This window comes from Pseudomonas sp. NBRC 111119, assembly GCF_001320125.1.
In the GTDB taxonomy this organism is placed as follows: Bacteria; Pseudomonadota; Gammaproteobacteria; order Pseudomonadales; family Pseudomonadaceae; genus Aquipseudomonas; species Aquipseudomonas parafulva.
On the sequence record NZ_BCAV01000008.1, the window covers coordinates 81393 to 103882 of the forward strand.

Here is a 22490-nt window from a genome sequence, read left to right on the forward strand (position 1 = left end):
TGGGCAATCCTCTGCCTGATCCTGCTGGTGGTCGTCACCGCGGTGTACTGGGTCAGCCACCAGTAAGCTAGCGTGCCAGGTGCAGGGCCAACTGCACCAGCCCGATCAAAACCGCCACGAAGGCCAGGGTGAACAGCACACCCAGCACAATGAAGTGGCTGGCCTTGCCGTGGGTGAAATCTCGCGCGCGGTTCTTGCCACTTTGCACGCCGAACGCGGCAGCAAGAATGCTCTGCAACATTTGCCACAGGGTTGGGGGTTTGCCTTGGCGATCATCGTCCATGGTGGCTCCTGGTTGCCTCACCGGGGGGGCGTAGGAGCGGGCATCGCCCGCTGCCACATCAGATATCGTAGCCCAGGTTGGGCGCAAGCCAGCGCTCGCTTACCGCCATGTCCTGGCCTTTGCGGGCGCTGTAGCTTTCTATCTGGTCCTTGTCGACCTTGCCGACCGCGAAGTATTGGGCCTGCGGGTGGGCAAAATACCAGCCGCTCACGGCGGCGGCCGGGAACATCGCAAAGTGCTCCGTGAGGAACACGCCGCTCGGGCCGGTTTCACCGATGGCGCTGCCATCGAGCAGGCGGAACAGCGTCTGCTTCTCGGTGTGGTCCGGGCAGGCCGGGTAACCTGGCGCCGGGCGAATACCCCGGTACTGCTCCTTGATCAGCGCCTCGTTGTCCAGTTGCTCGTCGCAGGCATAGCCCCAGTACTCTTTGCGTACCTGTTCATGCAACCACTCGGCACAGGCCTCGGCCAGGCGGTCGGCCAGCGCCTTGACCATGATCGAGCTGTAGTCGTCGCCTTTATCCTGGTAGGCCTTGGCCACTTCCTCTGCACCAATGCCCGCCGTGGTGATGAAACCGCCCACATAGTCGGTCACACCGCTTGCCTTGGGCGCCACGAAGTCTGCCAGTGACCAGTTCGGTTTGCCGTCGGGCTTGATGGTTTGCTGGCGCAGGTGGTGCAGGGTGGCCAGAGGCTGGCCATCTTCGCCATACACCTCGATGTCATCGTCGGCCACCTGGTTGGCCGGCCAGAAGCCGAACACGGCCCGGGCGCTGATGAGTTTCTCGTCGATCAGCTTGTCGAGCATTTGCCGGGCATCGTCGTACAGCGCGGTGGCGGCTTCGCCCACCACCTCATCGGTGAGAATGCGTGGGAACTTGCCTGCCAGGTCCCAGGAAATGAAGAACGGCGTCCAGTCGATGTACTCGGCCAGGGTGCGCAGGTCGATGTCCTGCAACACCTTAACGCCCGTGAACGAAGGCACTGCAGGCTGGTAGCCCGCCCAGTCATACTGAGGCTTGGCGGCAACGGCCCGGGTGTAGCTCAGGCGCTCGGTGCGGGCGCTGCGGTTGGCGGTGCGCTCGCGCACCTCCTGATAGTCCTGGCGGGTGCGTTCCACGAACCCTGCTTTCAGCTCCTTGGACAGCAGTTGGGTCGCCACGCCCACCGCACGCGAGGCATCGGTTACGTAGATGACGGCATCGTTGCTGTATTTGGGCTCGATCTTCACCGCCGTGTGCGCCTTGGAGGTCGTTGCGCCGCCGATCATCAGCGGCAGCTCGAAGCCCTGGCGTTGCATTTCACGGGCCACGTGCACCATCTCGTCCAGCGACGGGGTGATCAGGCCAGACAGGCCGATGATGTCGCACTTCTGCTCCCGCGCGGTCTGCAGAATCTTCTCGGCAGGCACCATCACCCCAAGGTCGACGATGTCATAGCCATTGCAGCCCAGTACCACCCCGACGATGTTCTTGCCGATATCGTGCACGTCACCCTTTACCGTGGCCATCAGGATCTTGCCCTTGGCTTCAGGCTTGTCGCCCTTTTCCGCTTCGATGAAGGGGATCAGGTGCGCCACGGCCTGCTTCATCACCCGGGCCGATTTCACCACCTGTGGCAGGAACATCTTGCCGGCACCGAACAGGTCGCCGACCACGTTCATGCCGTTCATCAGCGGGCCTTCGATCACTTCGATCGGGCGTGCGCATTGCTGGCGGCAGGCTTCGGTGTCTTCGACGATGAACGCAGTGATGCCCTTGACCAGCGCGTGCTCAAGGCGTTTTTCAACCGGCAGCGAACGCCACTCTTCGTTCTCCACTTCCTTGGTGGCGCCGCCGCCTTTGTAGTCGTCCGCAATCGCCAGCAACGCATCGGTGCCATGGGGTGTGCGGTTGAGTACCACGTCCTCGACCTTTTCGCGCAACTGCGGCGGGATCTCGTCGTAGATCTCCAGCTGGCCGGCGTTGACGATACCCATGGTCAGGCCGTTCTGGATCGCGTGGAAGAGGAACACCGAGTGGATCGCCTCGCGCACCGGGTTGTTGCCACGGAACGAGAACGACACGTTGGACACACCGCCCGAGCTGAGGGCATGGGGCAGGTGGTCACGGATGTAGGCACACGCTTCGATGAAGTCGACCGCGTAGTTGTTGTGCTCCTCGATACCCGTGGCCACCGCGAAGATGTTCGGGTCGAAGATGATGTCTTCAGGCGGGAAGCCCACTTCGTTTACCAGGATGTCGTAGCTGCGCTTGCAGATTTCCTGCTTGCGCGCAGCGGTATCGGCCTGGCCCACTTCATCGAAGGCCATCACCACCACCGCCGCGCCATAGCGCTTGCACAGGCGGGCGTGATGCTTGAACTGTTCCACGCCTTCCTTCATCGAGATGGAGTTGACGATGCCCTTGCCCTGAATGCACTTGAGGCCCGCTTCGATCACCTCCCACTTGGAGGAGTCGATCATGATCGGCACACGGGAAATGTCCGGCTCACCGGCGATCAGGTTGAGGAAGCGCACCATGGCGGCCTGGGAGTCGAGCATCCCTTCGTCCATGTTGATGTCGATCACCTGGGCGCCGGCTTCCACCTGCTGCAGTGCCACTTCCAGCGCCTCGGTGTAGTTCTCTTCGCGGATCAGCCTGGCGAACTTGGCGGAACCGGTAATGTTGGTGCGTTCACCCACGTTGACGAACAGCGACTGGCGGTCAATGGTGAACGGCTCCAGCCCCGACAGCCTGCAGGCTTTGGGGATGTCCGGGATCACCCGCGGCGGGTACTTGGCTACCGCTTGCGCAATGGCCTCGATATGGCCTGGCGTGGTGCCACAGCAGCCGCCGATGATGTTCAGGAAGCCACTGGCGGCAAACTCCTCGACCACGGCAGCCATCTCGGCCGGGGTTTCATCGTACTCCCCGAACGCATTGGGCAGGCCGGCGTTGGGGTGCGCCGAGACATGGGTGTCGGCCTTGCTCGACAGCTCTTCCAGGTAGGGGCGAAGGTCCTTGGCGCCGAGTGCGCAGTTCAGGCCTACCGAAATTGGCTTGGCGTGGCGTACCGAGTTCCAGAACGCCTCGGTGGTCTGCCCGGACAGGGTACGGCCAGAGGCATCGGTGATGGTGCCCGAGATCATGATGGGCAGTTCGACGCCATCGTCTTCGAACACCTGCTGCACGGCGAAAATCGCCGCCTTGGCGTTCAGCGTGTCGAAAATGGTTTCGATCAGCAGCAGGTCGGCGCCGCCCTCGATCAGGCCGCGGGTCGCTTCGACGTAGTTCTCTACCAGCGCGTCGAAGGTGACGTTCCGGTAGCCCGGGTCATTGACGTCGGGGGAAATGGAGCAGGTGCGGCTGGTGGGGCCCAGCACCCCGGCCACGAAGCGCGGCTTGTCGGGGGTTTCCAGGGTTTTGGCGTCGGCCACCTGGCGCGCGATGCGGGCGCCTTCGACGTTCAGTTCGTAGACCAGCGCTTCCATGCCATAATCGGCCTGGGAAATCTGGGTGGCGTTGAAGGTGTTGGTTTCGAGGATGTCCGCGCCGGCATCCAGGTAGGCTTTTTCGATGGCGGCAATCACGTCCGGCCGGCTGAGCAGCAGCAGGTCGTTGTTGCCTTTGACGTCGCTTGGCCAGTCGGCGAAGCGTGTGCCACGATAGTCGTCTTCCTCCAGGCGGTAGCTTTGAATCATAGTGCCCATGCCGCCGTCGAGAATCAGGATGCGCTCTTTAAGTGCTTGGTGGAGTGCTTGGAGACGAGCGCTGCGGTCGGACATATGAACTACCTGGTCGGGCGAATATCAGAAGGTGGCGAATCATAACAAAGCTGCGCGGATTTTAGGCGTATCGCCCATTTGCATGAAAACTGCTCATGTTGCCGGCCGGCATGCACCACCGCTTTACCAGGCAACACTCGTGATGGCTTTCAAGAACCAGGACTCTGCGCACATGCTGCATCGTATTCTTGCCGGTATCTTCGCCCTGCTGATCAGCAGCGCGGTGTTCGGGCAAGCGCCCCAATCCAGCCCGGCTATTTCCTACACCCGGGACATCCAGCCGATCTTCACCGAGAAGTGCGTGGCCTGCCATGCCTGCAACGACGCGGCCTGCCAGCTCAAACTGGAAAGTGCCGAGGGCGCTGTGCGCGGCGCCACCAAGGTGCCTGTGTACCAGGGGGAGCGGGCCGAGGCGGTACCGACCACGCGCTTGTTCTACGACGCGCATAGCGAAGCAGAATGGCGCAAGAAAGGTTTCTACTCGGTGCTCGACAACCAGGGCAGCCAGGCCGCGCTGATGGCGCGCATGCTCGAACTCGGCCACAAGACCCCGCTCACCCCCAACGCCAAGGTGCCGGACGAGATCGTACTGGGGCTGAACCGCAACAACATGTGCCCGCTGCCTCAGGAATTCGACGCCTATGCCGGCGCCCACCCCAAGGAAGGCATGCCGCTGGCCGTTACCGGGCTGACCGACAAGGAATACGACACCATGCGCCGCTGGCTGGCCGCCGGTGCGCCGGTGGAGTACCAGGCCATCAAGCCCAGTGCTGCCGAAGCCAGCCAGATTGCGCAATGGGAAGAGCTGCTCAACCGCCCAGGGTCTACCGAGGCGCTGGTGGGGCGCTGGCTGTACGAGCACCTGTTCCTTGCCCATATCTACTTCGTTGGGGGTGAGCAGGGCCACTTCTTCCAGTGGGTACGCTCGCGCACCCCGAGCGGCCAGCCGGTGGACATCATCGCCACCCGCCGCCCCAATGACCCGCCCGGCACCGATTTCTATTACCGCCTGATCCCAGTGCAGGGCGTGATCGTGCACAAGACCCACATCACCTACCCGATGGGGCCGCAGAAGCTCAAGCGGGTGAAACAGCTCTTCTACGCAGGTGACTGGCACGCCACCGCCTTGCCTGGCTACGGGCCGCGCCACCGCGCCAACCCGTTCGAAACCTTCGAGGCGATCCCGGCGGTGGCGCGCTACCAGTTCATGCTCGATAACGCTGAGTACTTCGTGCGCACGTTCATCCGCGGCCCCGTGTGCCGTGGCCAGATCGCCACCGACGTGATCCGTGACAACTTCTGGGCGCTGTTCCAGGAGCCGGCCTTCGACCGTTACGTTACCGATGCAACCTACCGGGGCGAGGCCACGCCACTGCTGGCCATGCCTGGGCAGAATGACGATGTAGGCAACGTGCTGAGCCTGTGGCGCGCCTACCGTGACAAGCGCAACGACTACGAGAAACTGCGCCGGGAAGCCTACGCGCAGATGCCCGCGCCGGGCTGGGCCACCCTGTGGGCCGGCAACGACAACGCCTTGTTGAGCATTTTCCGTCATTTCGACAGTGCCTCGGTGACCAAAGGCCTGGTGGGCGATGTGCCGCTCACCGTGTGGCTGTTCGATTACCCGTTGCTGGAACGCACGTACTACCAGCTGGCGGTGAACTTCGATGTGTTCGGCAACCTATCGCACCAGCTGCAGACGCGGCTGTACTTCGACCTGATCCGCAATGGCGCCGAGGTCAACTTCCTGCGCCTGATGCCGGCCAGCCAGCGTCAGGACATCCTCAGCGACTGGTACCAGAACAGCGGCAAGGTGAAGATGTGGCTCGACTATGAAGACATCGACACGGATACCCCGAGCGGCATCGTGCTGGACCCGCGCGACCCCAAGCGTGACTTCGGCCTCAAGCTGCTGCAGCGCACTGGCAGCCTCAACGTGGCACCCGACCCGATCAACCGCTGCCAGGGTGCGTACTGCTCACGGCCGCAGATGACCGAAGAGTTCCGTAATGTGGAGCAGTCCCTCAGCCGCCTAGTCTCCCGGCCAGCGGCAGGGCTGAAGGTAATCAAGCAGTTGCCCGAGGCGACCATGCTGCGCATCGAAGGGCAGGGCGGGCAGCGCCAGGTGTACAGCTTGTTGCGCAACCGCGCGCACACCAACGTCGCTTTCCTGCTGGGTGAGGCTTATCGCTACGAGCCAGGCCTCGATACCCTGACCTTGTACCCCGGGGTGCTCAGCAGCTACCCCAACTTCATCTTCAATATTCCCAGCAGTGATGTAGCGGAATTCGTCGAAGATATGGAAGACGCCAGGGATGACCCGGCCAAGTTCGAGCGCATCGTCATGCGCTGGGGCGTGCGCCGTAGCCACCCGCAGTTCTGGTTCTACTTCCATGACCTGAACAGCTTCATCAAGGAAACCGAACCGGTCGAAGCCGGGGTGCTGGACATGAACCGCTACGAGAACCTCTGATCGGGGCCGCTGACCTTTCTGGCCACCCTGCGGTCCCAAACGGTGGGTGGTATCGGCGCCACGCTGCAGCCGATGCCTCAATGCACCGGTAATCGCAGGGTACTCCATGCTGTATTCGCTTCAGGCACTTCGGGCATTCGCCGCCTGGGTGGTGGTATGTCACCATTTCATGCAGATCTTCTTCGATTTCAAGGCCAGTGGGCCGGTCGGCCAGTTGCTGGCTGACCGCGGCGCCGTGGGCGTGGACATCTTCTTCGTCATCAGCGGCTTGGTCATCTATCTGTCAACCCGGGATAAAACCGTAGCGCCGCGCGAGTTCCTGCTTAACCGAATACTGCGCATCGTGCCCGCCTACTGGTTCTACACGGCGCTGATGGCCGCACTGCTGCTGGCGTTCAGCCAATGGATGCCGCACCAGGAGTTCAGCTGGCATCACCTGCTGCTGTCGATGCTGTTCATACCGGCAGAGAACCCCGGCGGGTATGGCTTGTACCCGACACTTAACGTGGGGTGGACGCTGAACTTCGAGATGCTGTTCTACCTGTTGTTCGGCCTGGCCTTCTTCGTGCGCCAGCGGCACCACCTGTTGCTGGTTACTGCGGTGTTACTGCTGGTCAGCGAAGTGCTGGGCCGGATGGGCGTGCTGAGCCGCTTCTACAACAATGACATCATCTATGAGTTCCTGCTGGGCATCGGCCTGGGGGTGATGTACCGCCGGGGCCTGATCCGCCAGGGCCGCTGGCTGCCTCTGGTGCTGCTAGCGGCTGCAGTACTCGCCATCTACCACCTGGATGCGTCCCAGCGCCTGTTGCACTGGGGCATACCCAGCGCGCTCATCGTGCTCGCCTTCATCGCGCTGGAGCCGCTGTTTGCGGGCAATCGCGTGCTCAAGGCACTGGGTGACTGCTCGTATTCCGTGTACCTGATCCATGTGCTGGTGCTGTATGCCGGGTGGTTCGCCAGCCAGCGCCTCCAGCTCAACCCTTACCTGGTATTTGCCCTGTGCGTGCCTTCCATCGCGCTGCTGTCGTGGTTCAGTTACCAATGGCTGGAACGCGGCCTGTACCGGCGCATGCGTGCGTGGTTGGCCGCACCGCAGGAGGCGGGCCAGGCCTACACCCTTTCCCGAGTCAAATACTAGGACTTTGTTAGAGGGCCGGCTTGGCGTACACTTGGCCGCAAGTCTGTGAGGAACCTACATGAGCGCTATAACCATTACCGACGCCGCCCATGACTACCTGGCCGATCTGCTCTCCAAGCAGAATACGCCTGGCATCGGCATCCGCGTTTTCATCACTCAGCCGGGCACCCAGTACGCAGAGACGTGCATTGCCTACTGCAAGCCGGGCGAAGAAAAGCCTGATGATACTGCCGTGGGCCTGAAAAGCTTCACGGCGTACCTGGATGCGGTAAGCGTGCCGTTTCTGGAAGATGCGTTGGTGGACTACGCCACCGACCGCATGGGTGGCCAGCTGACCATCAAGGCGCCTAACGCCAAGGTGCCGATGGTGAACGAAGACAGCCCGATCAACGAGCGCATCAACTATTACCTGCAGACCGAGATCAACCCCGGTCTTGCCAGCCACGGCGGCCAGGTCAGCCTGGTGGATGTGGTGGACGACGGTATCGCCGTACTGCAGTTCGGCGGCGGCTGCCAGGGCTGTGGCCAAGCCGATGTGACCTTGAAGGACGGCATCGAGCGTACGTTGCTGGAACGCGTACCCGAGCTCAAAGGCGTGCGCGACGTGACCGACCACAGCCAGAAAGAGAACGCCTACTACTGACGTTGTCAGCGCCATAGGTTGGCCTGACACGTGCGCTTAGCAACAAAGTGTTACGGTTTCAATCCCTGCGACAACAGGCCGCAGCCCGTATTCAAAGGGCTGCGCACCGTTCCTGCCTGGCCTGGGTAGAACACCCCCAGGTGGCATGCCAGAATGCCCCGGTTTTTGGCTGGCCCGCCCCGAGGGCCGGCACCTTCCCTGTAAAGGATGGTTTCATGACTGATCTTCTGACCCGGCGCGCGGTTGTCGCCGGCATGGGTGTTCTCGGGCTCGGTTTGCTGGCGGGCTGCAGCCCGGCCCGGGGGCTCGATTTCAAGTACGGCAAGAACATGAGCAACGAGATCCTGGGGCGCAAGTTCAGCCTCAAGGACCCTCAAGGCAACGTGCGCACCCTGTCGAGCTTCTATGGCAGCATGCCGATGATCTTCTTCGGCTTCACCCAGTGCCCGGCCATTTGCCCCACCACGCTGGCGCGTGCCGCACAAATTCGCAAGTTGCTGCGGGGGCGTGACCGCGACCTGTTCCAAGTGGTGTTCATTACCCTGGACCCTGAGCGCGACACGCCCGAAGTGCTCGATGCCTACGTCAAGGCATTCGACCCCACCTTCACGGCGCTGACCGGTACACCTGAAGAGATCGACGCCGTGGCTCGGGAGTTCAAGGTGTTCTACGAGAAAGTCCCGGCCGGCGACACCTATACCATTTCCCATTCGTCCACCAGCTACGTCTACGACACGCGTGGCACCCTGCGCCTGAGCCTGGGCCATTCCCTGAACGCCAAGGAATGTGCCGAGGACCTGGTTACCCTGATGGAGATCTGCTGAATGTCGATGCAACCAGTCAAGCATGGCCTGGCGGCCCTTTTTCTCATGAGCCTGGGCTTGCCGGCACTGGCCCAGACCAGCGTGAGCGATGCGTGGGTACGCGCCAGCGTGCCGCACCAGCAGTCCACCGGTGCGTTCATGACGCTCACGGCCGATGCTGACAGCAAGCTGGTGAGCGTGGCCTCGCCAGTGGCCAAGACCGTGCAGGTTCACGAGATGACCATGAATGGCGACGTCATGGGCATGCGCGAGGTCAATGCGGTCGAGTTGCCTGCTGGTAAAGCCGTGACCCTGGACCCCAATGGGCTGCATGTGATGTTGATGGGCTTGAATGGTCAGGTAAAGGAAGGCGAGAAAGTGCCGCTGACCCTCACCGTGGAAACCGCCAAGGGCGTGAAGGAAACCGTAGAGGTACAGGCAGAGGTACGCCCGCTCACCGCCGAGGCCGGCAGTGGGCACGACCACATGCACATGAGCCACTGACCGGTTGAGCCGGGGCCGCGCGGCGGCCCTGTCGGCTCAACTGCGGAACCTGGGCAGCGGCCTGTCCAGGGTCAGCGACGTCAGCGTCTTGCGTACCCGCGCCTCGTCAGCCTCCAGCGCCCTGAGGCTTGCGCGAATCTTCCCAGCCGCAGGCACATCGCCCTGGCGGTCAATCCAGTCGGCAATTTCCTTGAAAGCACTGCTCAGGCAGGCCTGGCGCTGGTTCATCAGTGACAGAAGGGTGGTGATCTCTTTTTCGGACATGGCCGCATCCTCCATTCAGCCACTTGAGTGTAGCAGCGGGTGGTAGAACCGCCTGGGGCGCCTTGACGCAGTTCAGGCGTAGCGACAGGCGCTGCGATAGGCCCCCGGCGTAACCCCGTAGGCCTGCTTGAACTGCCGGTTCAGGTGGCTCTGGTCAGCAAAGCCCAGGGTGAAGGCCACGTCCGATGCGGCCAGGCCGCGCCTGAGCATTTCCCTGGCCCGCGCCAGGCGTCGCTGCTTCAACCACGCGTGGGGTGGCAGGCCTGTGGCTTGGCGGAACACCCGGGCAAAGTGAAAAGGCGACAAATTGACTGCAGCGGCCAGCGCTTCCAGCGAGGGCGGTTCGGCCAGGTGCGTTTCCAGCATTTCCCGCGCACGGGCTACCGCCAGCGGCTCCTGGCCAGGGGCGGATGGCTCGGCGCCTTGCCCGTGGCGCTGCACCAGTGCCAGCACCGCCTGGCGCCAGGCCGTCTGCTGCTGCAACGCGCTGGCACTGCTTTCGGACAACCGGTGCAGTTGGCTGAAGGCCGCTGCCAGGGCCGGGTCGACAATCACGCTGTCCCTGAAGCGCGGCATGCCTTGCCGGCTCAGCTCCAGTTCTTCGAGCACGCCGGTTACGCGTTGGTGTTCCGGGTAAAAGCCGCGGTATTGCCAGCCAGCCTCATGGGCCTTGGCCCCGGTATGCAGCTCGTCAGGGTTGATCAGCACCATGCTGCCCACAGGCGCCAGGTGCTCGCTGCCACGGTGCCAGAAACGTTGCGCGCCGGACTCGATCACCGTGAACACATACCCTTCATGCACATGCGGGGCAAAGCGCTGTTGAACGTAGCGGGCGTGCAGCATCTCTACGTCGCCCAGCGCTGGCGCCTGCCACAGGTGAGTCTGCTCACGCAGGGGCGTGCTCATGCCAGCCAACTGCGCAGAAGAAAGAAGATCAACATGCTCACCAGCATGCTCAGCAACACGCGGCGGGTCAACATCACCAGGGCGATGGCCACCAGTGAGCCGAGCAGGTAAGGGTTCAATAGGCTCAGGTCAAGCTGGTGGTCGGGCATGAAGATGATCGGGCCACAGATGGCCGTCAGCATGCCGGGGACGGCGAAGCCCAGAAACTGTCGGGCGTTGGAGCCCAGGCGCAGGGGCAGGCGCGGTTCCAGAAACGCATAGCGGTTCAGGAACACCAGGGTGCCCATCCCGGCGATCAGCAGCCAGATCATGAACGGCCCCCTGCCAGCTTCTGGCACACGAAGCCTGCACCCATGCCCAGCAGGCCAGCGGCAACCAGCGCGGTTTCCCAGTGCCAATGGGTAAACAGCACCGAGGTGAACAGCGACACCGCCACACACACCAGCGTGGGCAGGTTGCGCACCAGTGGCGTGATCAGGGCGACGAAGGTGGCGACGATGGAAAAGTCCAGGCCCAACTGGTCGAGGTGTGGAATGTTCTGCCCCACGATGATGCCGACCAGGGTGAACAGGTTCCAGGCAACATAGAAGGTCAGCCCAACCCCCAGCGCATACCAGCGGTTGAACTGCTGCTGGTCGTAGCGGCTGGTCAGGGCGAAAAACTCGTCGGTCAGCAGAAAGCCCAGGCCCAGACGCCAGCGCAGTGGCAGTGGCGACAGCACCGGGCGCATCGACAGGCCGTACAGCAGGTGCTGCGAGGTCAGCAGCAAGGTGGTGAGCAGGATCGAGGCCAGGTTGGCACCGCCTTTGAGCATGCCGATCGCCACCAGTTGCGCGGCGCCGGCGAAGACAATGGCCGACAGCCCTTGACCTTGCAGCGCGGTGAGGTTGGCTTCGATGGCCATGGAGCCGGCCAGTAGCCCCCAGGGGGCAACTGCCAGGGACAGCGGCACAATGGCGAGGGCGCCGTGCAGGAAGGCGTGGCGGGCGAGCTGGGGCATGAGGGCTGGCGCATAGGCTGTAAGGCAGGCCAGCATGCCAGACGGGGCAGGGGCTGGCTTGAACGTTCTTGCTGTCCGCCTGCCCTAGGGGCGGCTGGTCAAGTGCTGCTGGGCAGTGACACAGCCGTTGGTATCCACCGCCTTTTGCAGCAGCGTCGCGCGGTGCTGTGGGTCGAGGTCGCTGAGCAGCCGGTACACCTCAGCCTGATAGTCACGCTGGCGGCCCCACAGCATGGACAGCCCCTGGGGCTGATTGCGGTTACAGGCAAGGCGCGTGGCAGGTTGCGGGTAATAGGCCGCATACAGGGTGGCCATGCTGGGGATGGCTTCCAGTGCCGCGCGGTAATCGGCACTGGCATTGTAGGGGGGGCACCAGGTGGCAATGGCGGGCGCCGGTGCGGCAAAGCCCTGGCTCAGGCTGGCTTCGAGCAACGGGCAGGCAGCATCGGAAATTTGCGCGGAGGGCAGGTAGGTCATGTAGTACAGCGCCAGGCGGTACTGCGCCACCGGGTGGCCAAGCTCCACCGACTTTTTCAGCAATGCCACAGCGGTGGGCAGGGTGTGGGCCATGGCCTGGCCCTGGCGGCTGAGCTCGGCGTCGTTACCCAGTGCCGTGCGCAAACTGCCCGGGCTGTCGTCTTGGTTGTCCGCCTGTTCAAGCAGCGGCAAGGCCTGGCGATACAGCAGGTCGGCGTGGGGGTCGATGTGCACCTCCAGCGCCTGGGCAAGCACAGGCGCAAGGGCAGCCAGCAGCACCGGTAAGCGGTGCAGCGGCCTCATAGGCTTGCCCCGCAGGTTGCCAGGCGGTGATGGACGGCTTCGGTAATCATGGCAGTCAAGCGTGCGCCTCTGGCAAATCGGAACGACTTTGTATTCTAGCCACCGAATGGGGCTTGCCGAAAGGCCAACCGACGATTGTCAGGCAAGCCGTGCCGCCGCTCGTTGTGGCCAGGGCATTATTGCCTAGACCCGTGCGATGCAGGCGGTCAATGAACAGGGGGCTTTGGAGGGTGTCATGGATGCTCCGGCGCTGCCGTCAGGCAGCCAGTTCCCTGACGTTGTACAGCAGGCCACCGATGGCGATCAGCAGCAGCGCCACACCCGAAGCCAGGCTGATGAAGCGGTTGCTGCGCTCAGAGGCAATCTTGCCGATGGCGAAGATGTACAGGCTGAGCACCGCGAAGTCGATGATGACCCACAGCAACGACAGCACCACCATGCTCTTGCCGAACGACTCGGTGATCTGGATGAACTGCGGAAAGAAGGCGATGAAAAAAATGATGTCCTTGGGGTTGGAAATGCCCACCATGAAGCCCTGCCACAGGCCGCCACGGCCAGGTTTCATGGCGTCGTTCGCGGTGTCCGTTGCTGGCGCCTGGAGGGCCTCCTTGAGCGTGCCCACTGCGATGTACCCGATGAACAGGCAGCCCAGCAGGCTCATGGTGCTGAGCCAGGCCTTGTCAATGGCGGCACTGGTGAGGATGATCCAGGCAGCCGCACCAATCAGCACCAGTGACGCCCAGTTGGTCCCTAGGGCCGTGAAGATGGCCTTGCGCGAGCCGGAGGCGGCGGCAGTATTGACGATCAATGCCACCACTGGCCCAGGGGTGGCGATCAGCAGCAGCACGGTGAGGGCGTAGGTGGCGGTCAGGGCGGTATTCACGTTCAGTTCTCGGTAAGGATGTCAGGTACTGCCTGGGTGGCGGCGTGGGCATGAAAAGGGCAACGTGGCGGGTTCAGTGAGCCCGCTTCCTGCAACTGGTATTGCTTCCATTCGTAGTTGTCGGCATCGCCGAAAAAGCCGAGTGTGTCGGGCATCACGCCGTCGTTGTAGTGGTGCACGCGCTCGCGGATCCGCTCACGGATGCGCTTGCCACTCTCAGTGCCGGCATTGGCGACTTCGTCGAAGTTCTCCCGGGGGTTGATGACCAGGGTGATGTGCGGGCCCAGGTTGCGGCTTTTCATGGCCTGGTGGCCGGGGAAGTTCATGTTGATGAACAGCGGCATGCCGGCGTAGCAGAATGACCAGTTCGTGTCATCGGGGTCGGTCGGTACCCCTTGTGGCCAGGGGTGAGGGTCTCGCGCATGCACGCCACGCAGTACCTTCCAGGCCAGCGCCTGCTGTTGGGCCAGGGTGCTGTCGGTGGCCGTTTCGAGAAACACCACCAGTGGGCTGCCGATGCGCTGCTTTGGTTTGATGGGGCCGACATGGCGCACGTAGTCCGCAAGCCCCTGGGCGACGTCATCAGCCAGTTGCTCGGCGCGGGCGAATAGAACATGGCAGGTTTGGCCGTTGACTGCCTTGCGGCCGAACAGGCAGGGGAAGTCGGGGTTGGCGAGGATGTTGCGAAAGTGCTCCAAGGTTGAGTGAGTCCAGTGTTGCTTGTTGCTTCCATGTTCGGCGGTCAGCTCCAGCGCATCCAGGCGATAGCAGTGTCCATATCCCGTAAACATGATTTCCCCAGATGTAAATTAGATGAACGTTCCACACTTTTGCAGGCAGGATCTTGGTTATATTTATAAATTAACTGCATTTTCCGAAACCCGCTCCGCGTTGTAAAACGCGTGGAACTATGACCTACTATTAGTCTCGCTCATGCTTGGGACCTACACATGTCGGAACGGATTCAGGCCTTGCACGCCCTGCGTGCCTTCGAGGTGGCCTCTCGATATGGTTCTTTCACCCGCGCCGCGGAAGAGCTGGCCCTGACCCAGGGCGCCGTCAGCCATCACATCAAGACGCTGGAAGCCATGTTCGGCTGCGACCTGTTCGAGCGACGCGGCCCCAAGCTGAGCCTCACCGAGCACGGGCGTCTGCTGGCCCAGGAGCTCAAAGTCGGGTTCAAGATCATCGAGAACGCCTGTGCATTGCTGCGCCAGGACCGCTACGGGCTGCGCCTGAAGGCCCCCTCCACATTGACCGTGCGCTGGCTGCTGCGGGCGCTCGACGGCTTCAAGAAGCACGAAGACACCTGCAGCGTGCAGTTGTCCAGCGTGTGGATGGACATCGACACCGTGGACTTCTACTCCGAGCCTTACGACTGCGCGATCTTGCTGGCCAGCGGCCGTTTCCCGGCCGATATCGAGAGTTTCCGGCTGTTCGATGAATGGCTGATCCCGGTGTGCCACCCCGACTACATGGCGCAGGTGCAGCCCGCACTGGCGGACCTGAACCACTGTGAGTTCCTGCACCCGTCCCCCGACCGCAGGGACTGGCGGCGCTGGCTGGCGCGCATGGATGCGCTGGACATCAGCATCGACCAGGGGCAGGTGTTCGACACGCTGGACCAGGGTATTTCCGCCGCTCAGCAGGGGTTGGGTATCTCGGTGGTCGACCTGGTACTGGCCAGCGCAGACCTCGCCGCAGGTCGCCTGGTGACGCCTTTCAAGCACGCCGTGGCCACCGGTGACGGTTACTACATGACTTGGCTCAAAGCCAGCCCCAAGGCCCGGCAGATGCACAAGCTGCGTGACTTTCTGCTGGGGCAGGTGCCGCCGTTGGCCCTGAAGGACATCAACTACCTGTACGGCTGAACCCGCTTCGAGGTGTAGGCTGTTGGCCGCACGGGTACAATTGGCCTTCAACAAGTGATTCAGAGGGCAATGGGGTGGAGTTGCAGCAGGGCTTCGTGCTGACCCGGCACTGGTACGACACGCCTGAAGGTACCTGCGTGGAGTTCTGGCTGGCCACCGACCACGGGCCGCGATTGCTGCGCCTGGCGCCTCAGGTGTCGGTGGCGTTCATCCCCCAGGCGCAACAGGCCCATGCCCAGGTGCTGCTGGCCGACGAGCCAGGCGTGGAGCTGCGCCCGCTTGGGCTCAAGGCCTTCGACCAGCGCCCGGTGCTGGGGTTGTATTGCCGGCAATATCGGCAGTTGCTGCAGCTTGAGCAGCGCCTGCGCACGGCGGGTATCGACGTGTTCGAGGCCGACATACGGCCACCGGAACGCTACTTGATGGAGCGCTTCATCACCGCCCCTGTGCAGTTCGCAGGCCAGGTCGATGCCCAGGGCGTGGTGTGCGAAGCCCAGCTCAAGCCGGTCGCCGCGTACCGGCCGCCGCTACGGCTGGTGTCGCTGGATATCGAAACCACCGAGCGCGGCGAGTTGTACAGCATCGCCCTGGAAGGTTGCGGCCAGCGCCAGGTGTACATGCTTGGCCCGGCCAACGGCGATGCGGCGCAGGTAGATTTCGACCTGCACTACTGCACCGACAGGGCCGCCTTGCTGCATTGCCTGAACCAGTGGGTGGCGCGCCACGACCCGGACGCGATCATCGGCTGGAACGTCGTGCAGTTCGACCTGCGCCTGCTGCACGAGCACGCCGGGCGCCTGCAGGTGCCCCTGGCGCTGGGCCGGGGCGGTGCACCCATGACACTGCGCGCCCACGCCAAGGGCGGGCACGTGTTTGCCGAGGTGCCGGGGCGCCTGCTGATCGACGGGATCGAGGCGCTGCGGTCGGCCACCTGGAGCTTCCCGTCGTTCAGCCTGGAGAACGTTGCCCAGACCCTGCTGGGCGATGGCAAGGCGATCAGCACGCCCTACCAGCGCATGGATGAAATCAACCGTATGTTCGCCGAGGACAAGCCGGCCCTGGCGCGCTACAACCTCAAGGACTGCGAACTGGTCACACGCATCTTTGCCCATACCCGATTGCTGGAATTTCTACTGGAGCGCGCCTCGGTGACCGGGCTTGCAGCCGATCGCAGCGGGGGATCGGTGGCCGCGTTCTGTCACTTGTACATGCCCCACATGCACCGCCTTGGGTTTGTCGCGCCCAACCTGGGCAGCCGGCCGGAAGAAGCCAGCCCGGGCGGCTTTGTCATGGATTCGCGGCCAGGGTTGTATCATTCGGTGCTGGTGCTGGACTACAAGAGCCTGTACCCCTCGATCATTCGCACGTTCCTGATCGACCCGGTCGGGCTGGTCGAGGGCCTGGGCCAGCCCGATGACCAGCACGCGGTGGAGGGCTTCAGGGGGGCGCGTTTCTCGCGAACCCGGCATTGCCTGCCGGCCATCGTCGAGCGCGTGTGGCAGGGCAGGGAGCAGGCCAAGCAGGTCGGCAATGCGCCGTTGTCACAAGCCCTGAAAATCATCATGAACGCCTTTTACGGCGTGTTGGGCTCCAGTGGCTGCCGCTTCTTCGACGCGCGGTTGGCATCCTCGATTACCCTGCGTGGCCACCAGATCATGCGACAAACCCGCGCGTTGATCGAAGCGCGAGGGTTTGATGTGATCTACGGCGACACCGACTCCACGTTCGTGTGGCTGAAAACGGCCCACGATGAGGCGGCTGCCGCGCAGATCGGCAAGGCCCTGGTGGCCGAGGTCAACCAGTGGTGGCAAGGGCACCTGCAGCAGACACTGGGCATCGAGAGCGCCCTGGAACTGCAGTTCGAAACCCATTACCGGCGTTTTCTGATGCCGACCATCCGCGGCACCGATGAAGGCAGCAAGAAACGCTATGCCGGGCTGGTCCAGCGTGCCGATGGCACCGAAGACATGGTCTACAAAGGGCTCGAGTCGGTGCGCACCGACTGGTCGCCGCTGGCCAGGGCGTTCCAGCAGCAGTTGTATGGCCGCATCTTCCGGGGCGAGCCCTACCGTGATTACGTGCGCGGGTATGTGGCGCGCACCCTCGCCGGGGAGCAGGACGAACTGCTGGTCTACCGCAAGCGCTTGCGTCGGCCGCTGGCGGAGTACCAGCGCAACGTGCCGCCCCATGTCCGTGCCGCACGCCTTGCCGATGACTACAATCGCCAGCTTGGCCGTGGCCTGCAGTATCAGCGCGGTGGCTGGATCAGCTATGTGATGACAACGTCCGGGCCCGAGCCGCTGGAAAACCGCAGGGCACCGATCGACTACGAGCATTACCTGACGCGTCAGTTGCAACCGGTCGCTGACGCGATTCTGCCTTTTGTAGGCGACAGCTTCGCGGCGTTGGTTGATCACCAGATGCTGTTGTTCTAGGGCGGCGCTTGACCCGTGCGGGTGGTAGTAGGTCGCCACTTCAATGGGGCGACCTTTGCATACCCTGGCACCCGTATCGACATTGCGGGAGCACCGGATGGACACCACCACTCAACCCAACCTGCTCGAGCAAGCGGGCCAGGACCGGCTTCTCGCCGCGCAACTGCCCACCTGGCTCAAGGCTGTCAGCCATCAGCACATGCCCGTCGTATGCCAAGCGCTGCGCAGCAGCCTGGCCTGCCGGCAGCGGCTCAGTGTGCGCTGGGCGGCTATCGAGGGCATCGATCACTTCGTCACCCCCCTGCTGCAAGCGGCCCTCGCCCAGCGCCATGGGGTGAGTGAGCCAGTGGATCAATTGTGGTTTCGCAATGCCTACCAGGTGCCCTTGCTGACTTACGCTCCGATTCGCGTGCCGCTGACCCAACGGGTGTATTACCAGATCCCGCTGCTGGAAGCTGTGCTGCGCAATTTCACCGCTGACGAAGCCACGCCAGGCATCCTTGCGCCCGGGGCCGGATTGCACGACGGGGCAGGGCAGCGTTTGCGTGAACCTCACGCTGCCCAGTTCGCCCGCCTGGTTCGCGAGCTGGACCTTGGAGCGCGCTATCAGGCGCATCTGCAGGCCCACCTTGCCCCCGCGGCCATGGTTGCGGTGCTGGGGGAACTGACCCGGCACGAGATGCTGATCGACGCATTCAAGGCCCGTGCGCGTGGCGTATTGACCGAGGCGGAACTGGGTTTGCTGATCAACCTTTGGCGTGATGGCCGGTTGGGGCCCCTGCAAGGCGATCGCGTGGTTGCGAAAAACCTCGAAGTGCTGGGCTGCCCGTTGCAGCAGATTGTGGTGTTGGACGTGCGAGACGAGTCTCTGGCACCGTTCTATACGTCCAGCCGGCGGGTACTGGTGTACATCCCTGGCGACCCGAAGGGCGCCTGGAGTGCTGCAGAAAACCTGGCGCGGTTTGCCCGCAAGGTGCTGAACGCCCGTCTGCGCGAAAAGCCCTACCAGCAATTCTTCGCCCGTTTCGTGCGCCGTCGTGACAGCCAGGTGTTCTTCGCCAAGTTGGCCACCCGCTTCTATCACGATATCCCGGCATGGGCCACCGCCGACCTGTACCCCCGCGCCTATCCGTTGCCCGGGCCGCTGTTCGAGAGCCTTGCGCTCGCCCGCATCGCGCAGATCCAATCCGATGCAGCCACATTGCTACCGCCCGTCCAGCAACTGGACCGCGAACGCGAGCAGGCTCACGAGCAGCGCCTTGCGGCTGAGGGCTGGACATTGCTGGGGCTGGCCAGCCTGTGGGTGCCGGGCATCGGTGCTGTGCTGTTGGCTGTGACGGTGTGGAGCCTGTTGCAAGAGGCCTTCTATGCCCTGGACGCCTGGCATGAGGGTGAGGCCGAGCAGGCTTTGGAGCACCTCGACCACGTGGCCACCGACCTGGCACTGGTGGCGGCCGGCGCTGCCGGCGTGCACGTGGTGCGCCAGGCCTGGAAGCGCTCCGCTTGGGTAGACAGCCTGGTCCAGGCCAACGTCCAGGGCGGCGGCAAGCGCTTGTGGGCGGGGGACCTTGCCCCTTTTCATAGCGAACAACCACCTGCGCATGCCGTCACTGATGCCCAAGGCGTCAGCCGCACCGACGCGCATGCCTGGATACGCATGGACGGGCAGACGTACCGCGTGCGGCAACGCCCCACCGATGGGCAGTGGCAACTGCTGCCCCGTGACGGGTATGGCCCTTTGCTGCAACACAATGGGGCCGGTGCCTGGCGGCTGTGGAGCGAGTCGCCCATGGACTGGCAAGGTACACGCTACCTGTTCCGGCGCCTTGGCGGCCCGATGGCCGAACTGGACGACAGCGCTATCGACCACGTGCTGGCTGTTCACGGCCTGGACGATGCACAGCTGCGAGCATTGCACCTGAGCGCGGATGCCTGTGCCCCCGGTCTGATCGATACAGCGCTACGGGCAGGGCTTGAGCAACGTTTGCGCGGGCTGGTTGCGCAGCTGCGTGCTGGTGGGCCTGCCGACGACCTACAGTGGTTTGACGACGTGATTGCGCCCCCGTTCGAGCAAGGGCGCACGCAGGAACAGATGGCAAACTGGGTGTACGCGCAACGGCGGCCATTGCTGCAGCGCTTGTACCAGGCGCTGCCGCAACCGGATGACGAGGGCTGCCGGGCGTTATGCCGTGTTTTCCCTCGCTTGTATGGCAGCGCTGCGCAAGCCTTGTTGCGCCGTGCCAGCCAGGCAGACCTGGCGCGGCTGAGGCTGACGGGGCGTGTACCGCTGCAGTTGGCCGAGGCCGCGCGGGTACGCTCGCTGCAGATCCGCCTGGACCGGGCACTCGAAGCGCTGTACTTCGATACCCCCCAGAGCACTGATGTGGCACGGCTGGCGTTCGGTATGTTGCGTCAGCTGGCAGGCGCTTCGGCCGGGATCCGCTGGCGGCTGTTCAGCAGCCAGGCGAGGGGTGCCCTGCTGGCTGACACTCGGTCGGGGCAGCGGGTGCTGGACGTGCTGTACGACGATGGCCTGTTCAGCGTGCTCGATGCACAAGGCCGGGTGCTGGCACCCGCGGGTGAGTTGTTCCAGGTCATGGCCAGCGTGTGCGACCAGGCAGACCTCGCTACCCTGCAGCTTGAAGCCCCTTTCGCCGAGCACTTGCAAGCCCGGGTGCTGCGGCTCACGGAAGCCAACCGCACGACCTTGCCGGGATTGCTGGGCAGCAGCGACCCTGGTGCCTGGCGGATGCCGGTTCGCCTGCCGGATGGCCGGGTTGGCTACCCGTTGAGCGGGCGCAGGAGCCGGCGCCCCAACCCCTATCATCGCAGGCTGCGGTTACTCTACCCAACCTATACCGATGGTCAGCTCGATGCCTGGCTGGCCCAGGCGCAAGAGGCGCCAGGGGGCGTGGAGGCACGCCTGCATCAAGTGGAGCAGGAGTTCGAGCTGATCAATGTTCAGCTGCGCCTGTGGACCAGCCGCGGCACCACACGTGCAGAACGGCAGCGGCGCCGTGAGCTTCGGCAGGCCTTGCAGAACTGCTGGCAGCACGTGCTTGATCAGGGCACCCATGGCAACGACCTGATCCAGGCATACCGTTGGGACATGATTGGCATTCACACCGAAACCTTCCCGGAGCTGCCTGAACAGGCCAACTTCGACCATGTGTATTCGCTGACCCTGCGTGACGCTCACATCACCCAGCTGCCCGAAAGCTTTCTGCGGGCATTCTCCAATGTGCGGTCGCTGGAGATGCCCAACAACCGTCTGCCGCGAGTCCCACAAGCATTGCTGCAGATGGAAAACCTCTGGACACTCGACCTTTCTTGCAACCTCATCAGCCTGGACCCGGGCCAGGCGACCATCCTTGCCAGTTGCGCCAACCTGCGCTTTCTCGACCTGTCGCGCAACCCGCTGGGCAGGCCGTTCGCGGTCAATGGCCTGATCCACCTGCACGAGCTGCGGTTGGCCGGTACCCAGCTGCGCAGCCTTCCTTACCTGTTGATGGAAAATACCTCGCTGAGGGTACTGGACCTGCGGGACAACCAGATCACCGAATTGCCCGAAGGCTTCTACGAGTCGCCCTTGTGGGTGCAGGGCGAGGTGCACCTCAGTGGCAACCCCTTGACCGACGCCGAGCGCGAGCGGCTGCAGGAGGCGCTGCAGTCGGCGGCCTCGCTGGACGATGCCCGCGCCTGGGCGTTGGCCCGCTTGCGCTGGATGGACGCCATCGGCATGGACCAGCGCACGGAACTGGGTGCATGTTGGGAGCCGCTGCAGGCTATGCAAGGCGCTGCGCAGTTTTTCAACTTGTTGCAGCGCTTGACGGAAACCGCCGACTTCCAGAACCGCACTGGCGCGCGATACCTGGCCTGTCGGGTCATGGGCCTATTGCAGGCCATGCGTGATTCAGCGGAGCTGCGAGACGCGATGTTCAGTGACGCCGAGCAGCTTACCTGCCAGGACAGTGTCGCCCTCCGGTTCAGCGACCTGGAACTGCGCCTGCTGGTGTGGCAGGCCGAAGCCAGCGCGCAGGCGGGCGACCAGCAGCAGATGCTGCTGCACCTGGGCAGGCAGCTGTGGCGCATGGATGAAGTGGACCACATCGCGATGGAGGACATGCAGATGCGCCAGCGCTCCGGTGCCGACCCTGATCTGATCGAAGTGGCGCTGGCCTATCGCCTGGCGTTGCGTGACGACCTGGACCTGCCCGTCAACACCCGTGGCATGACGTTTCGCGAAGTGGCCGGTGTTAACGAGCGGCACATCAGCCAGGCCCGCAGTCGGGTGCTGGCGGCTGAAAGCACGGAGCAACTGGCCGCTTCGTTGCTGGGGCGAGAGTTTTGGTGCCGCCACCTGCGCCGTGCCTACCCTGAGCGGTTCGAGGCGTTGAATGCCCCATTTCATGAACGCCTGGAGGCCATACAGGAAGCCCCAGGGCTCAGCGAGATGCAGCGCCTGGAGCAAACCGCCGTCATCGCTGACCAGCGCCAGGCAGCGGAGCGCGCGCTGATGCTGGAGCTGACCCGGCATGCCCTGGATACCGCCGTCGACTGAGGTTGAAAGCGTGTGCTGCACCTGTGCAGGCAGGGCAACGACGTGGGTTTGGGCTATGCTCAGGTGCACGCGTTAGGGGCTTTTGCTGATCTGCATGTGGTGGGTAGAAACGCCAGGTTACTTTTGCGCAGGCCCATTGCCAGCCCAGTTGGTTTAGGCTCCCGCGTCGGATCTTTC

17 protein-coding genes are annotated in these 22490 nt (G+C 63.4%); 8 read left to right on the plus strand and 9 right to left on the minus strand.

Going from position 1 to position 22490, the window contains the following annotated elements; all coding sequences use genetic code 11:
- Window positions 1-67 precede the first annotated feature (67 nt).
- Window positions 68-283 (minus strand): DUF2970 domain-containing protein, encoded by a 216-nt coding sequence (locus APH25_RS04460; protein ID WP_060481194.1) that lies wholly within the window; start codon window positions 281-283, stop codon window positions 68-70.
- Window positions 284-341: 58 nt separating this feature from the next.
- Window positions 342-4049, minus strand: coding sequence for a methionine synthase (gene metH / locus APH25_RS04465; RefSeq protein WP_060481195.1), 3708 nt, complete (start codon window positions 4047-4049; stop codon window positions 342-344).
- Window positions 4050-4221: 172 nt separating this feature from the next.
- On the opposite strand from metH, the gene APH25_RS04470 reads away from it, so the two are divergent.
- The 5 genes from APH25_RS04470 to APH25_RS04490 all read left to right on the plus strand — a co-directional run bounded on the left by APH25_RS04470 (window position 4222) and on the right by APH25_RS04490 (window position 9613).
- Window positions 4222-6522 carry a fatty acid cis/trans isomerase gene (locus APH25_RS04470; RefSeq protein WP_060481257.1) on the plus strand — a complete coding sequence of 767 codons (2301 nt, stop codon included), beginning with the start codon at window positions 4222-4224 and terminating at the stop codon, window positions 6520-6522.
- 106 nt (window positions 6523-6628) lie between these two features.
- The gene (locus APH25_RS04475; RefSeq protein WP_060481196.1) at window positions 6629-7663 is read left to right on the plus strand and encodes an acyltransferase; all 1035 of its coding nucleotides are present in this window, start codon (window positions 6629-6631) and stop codon (window positions 7661-7663) included.
- A gap of 58 nt (window positions 7664-7721) precedes the next feature.
- A complete protein-coding gene (gene nfuA, locus APH25_RS04480; RefSeq protein ID WP_028634481.1) occupies window positions 7722-8306 on the plus strand; it encodes a Fe-S biogenesis protein NfuA in 585 nt (194 codons plus the stop codon).
- A gap of 215 nt (window positions 8307-8521) precedes the next feature.
- On the plus strand, window positions 8522-9130 hold the full coding sequence (locus tag APH25_RS04485; RefSeq protein ID WP_028634480.1) for an SCO family protein: 609 nt from the start codon (window positions 8522-8524) through the stop codon (window positions 9128-9130).
- A complete protein-coding gene (locus APH25_RS04490) occupies window positions 9131-9613 on the plus strand; it encodes a copper chaperone PCu(A)C (protein WP_060481197.1) in 483 nt (160 codons plus the stop codon). It begins immediately after the preceding gene.
- Between the two features lie 36 nt (window positions 9614-9649).
- Here the strand turns inward: APH25_RS04490 and APH25_RS04495 are convergent, their stop codons facing one another.
- From APH25_RS04495 to APH25_RS04525, 7 genes are all read right to left on the minus strand, one after another.
- Window positions 9650-9877, minus strand: coding sequence for a hypothetical protein (locus tag APH25_RS04495; RefSeq protein WP_028634478.1), 228 nt, complete (start codon window positions 9875-9877; stop codon window positions 9650-9652).
- A gap of 72 nt (window positions 9878-9949) precedes the next feature.
- Entirely contained in the window at window positions 9950-10783 is an 834-nt protein-coding gene (locus tag APH25_RS04500; RefSeq protein WP_060481198.1) for an AraC family transcriptional regulator, read from the minus strand.
- On the minus strand, window positions 10780-11094 hold the full coding sequence (locus APH25_RS04505) for an AzlD domain-containing protein (protein WP_060481199.1): 315 nt from the start codon (window positions 11092-11094) through the stop codon (window positions 10780-10782). Before APH25_RS04505 ends, APH25_RS04500 begins: the two co-directional genes overlap by 4 nt.
- Complete coding sequence (locus APH25_RS04510) at window positions 11091-11783, minus strand: AzlC family ABC transporter permease (protein WP_060481258.1); 693 nt, start codon at window positions 11781-11783, stop codon at window positions 11091-11093. Before APH25_RS04510 ends, APH25_RS04505 begins: the two co-directional genes overlap by 4 nt.
- Window positions 11784-11867: 84 nt before the next feature.
- Window positions 11868-12563, minus strand: a complete 696-nt coding sequence (locus tag APH25_RS04515; protein WP_060481200.1) for a hypothetical protein — start codon at window positions 12561-12563, stop codon at window positions 11868-11870.
- 256 nt (window positions 12564-12819) lie between these two features.
- Window positions 12820-13446, minus strand: coding sequence for a LysE family translocator (locus tag APH25_RS04520; protein ID WP_060481201.1), 627 nt, complete (start codon window positions 13444-13446; stop codon window positions 12820-12822).
- Window positions 13447-13448: 2 nt separating this feature from the next.
- Window positions 13449-14237 (minus strand): YqcI/YcgG family protein, encoded by a 789-nt coding sequence (locus tag APH25_RS04525; protein WP_060481202.1) that lies wholly within the window; start codon window positions 14235-14237, stop codon window positions 13449-13451.
- Window positions 14238-14396: 159 nt separating this feature from the next.
- On the opposite strand from APH25_RS04525, the gene APH25_RS04530 reads away from it, so the two are divergent.
- From APH25_RS04530 to APH25_RS04540, 3 genes are all read left to right on the plus strand, one after another.
- Window positions 14397-15317: a LysR substrate-binding domain-containing protein gene (locus tag APH25_RS04530; RefSeq protein WP_028634471.1), complete on the plus strand. Its 921-nt coding sequence runs from the start codon at window positions 14397-14399 to the stop codon at window positions 15315-15317.
- Window positions 15318-15391: 74 nt separating this feature from the next.
- Window positions 15392-17752, plus strand: coding sequence for a DNA polymerase II (locus APH25_RS04535; protein ID WP_060481203.1), 2361 nt, complete (start codon window positions 15392-15394; stop codon window positions 17750-17752).
- 97 nt (window positions 17753-17849) lie between these two features.
- Window positions 17850-22313 (plus strand): NEL-type E3 ubiquitin ligase domain-containing protein, encoded by a 4464-nt coding sequence (locus tag APH25_RS04540; protein WP_060481204.1) that lies wholly within the window; start codon window positions 17850-17852, stop codon window positions 22311-22313.
- Window positions 22314-22490: the final 177 nt, after the last annotated feature.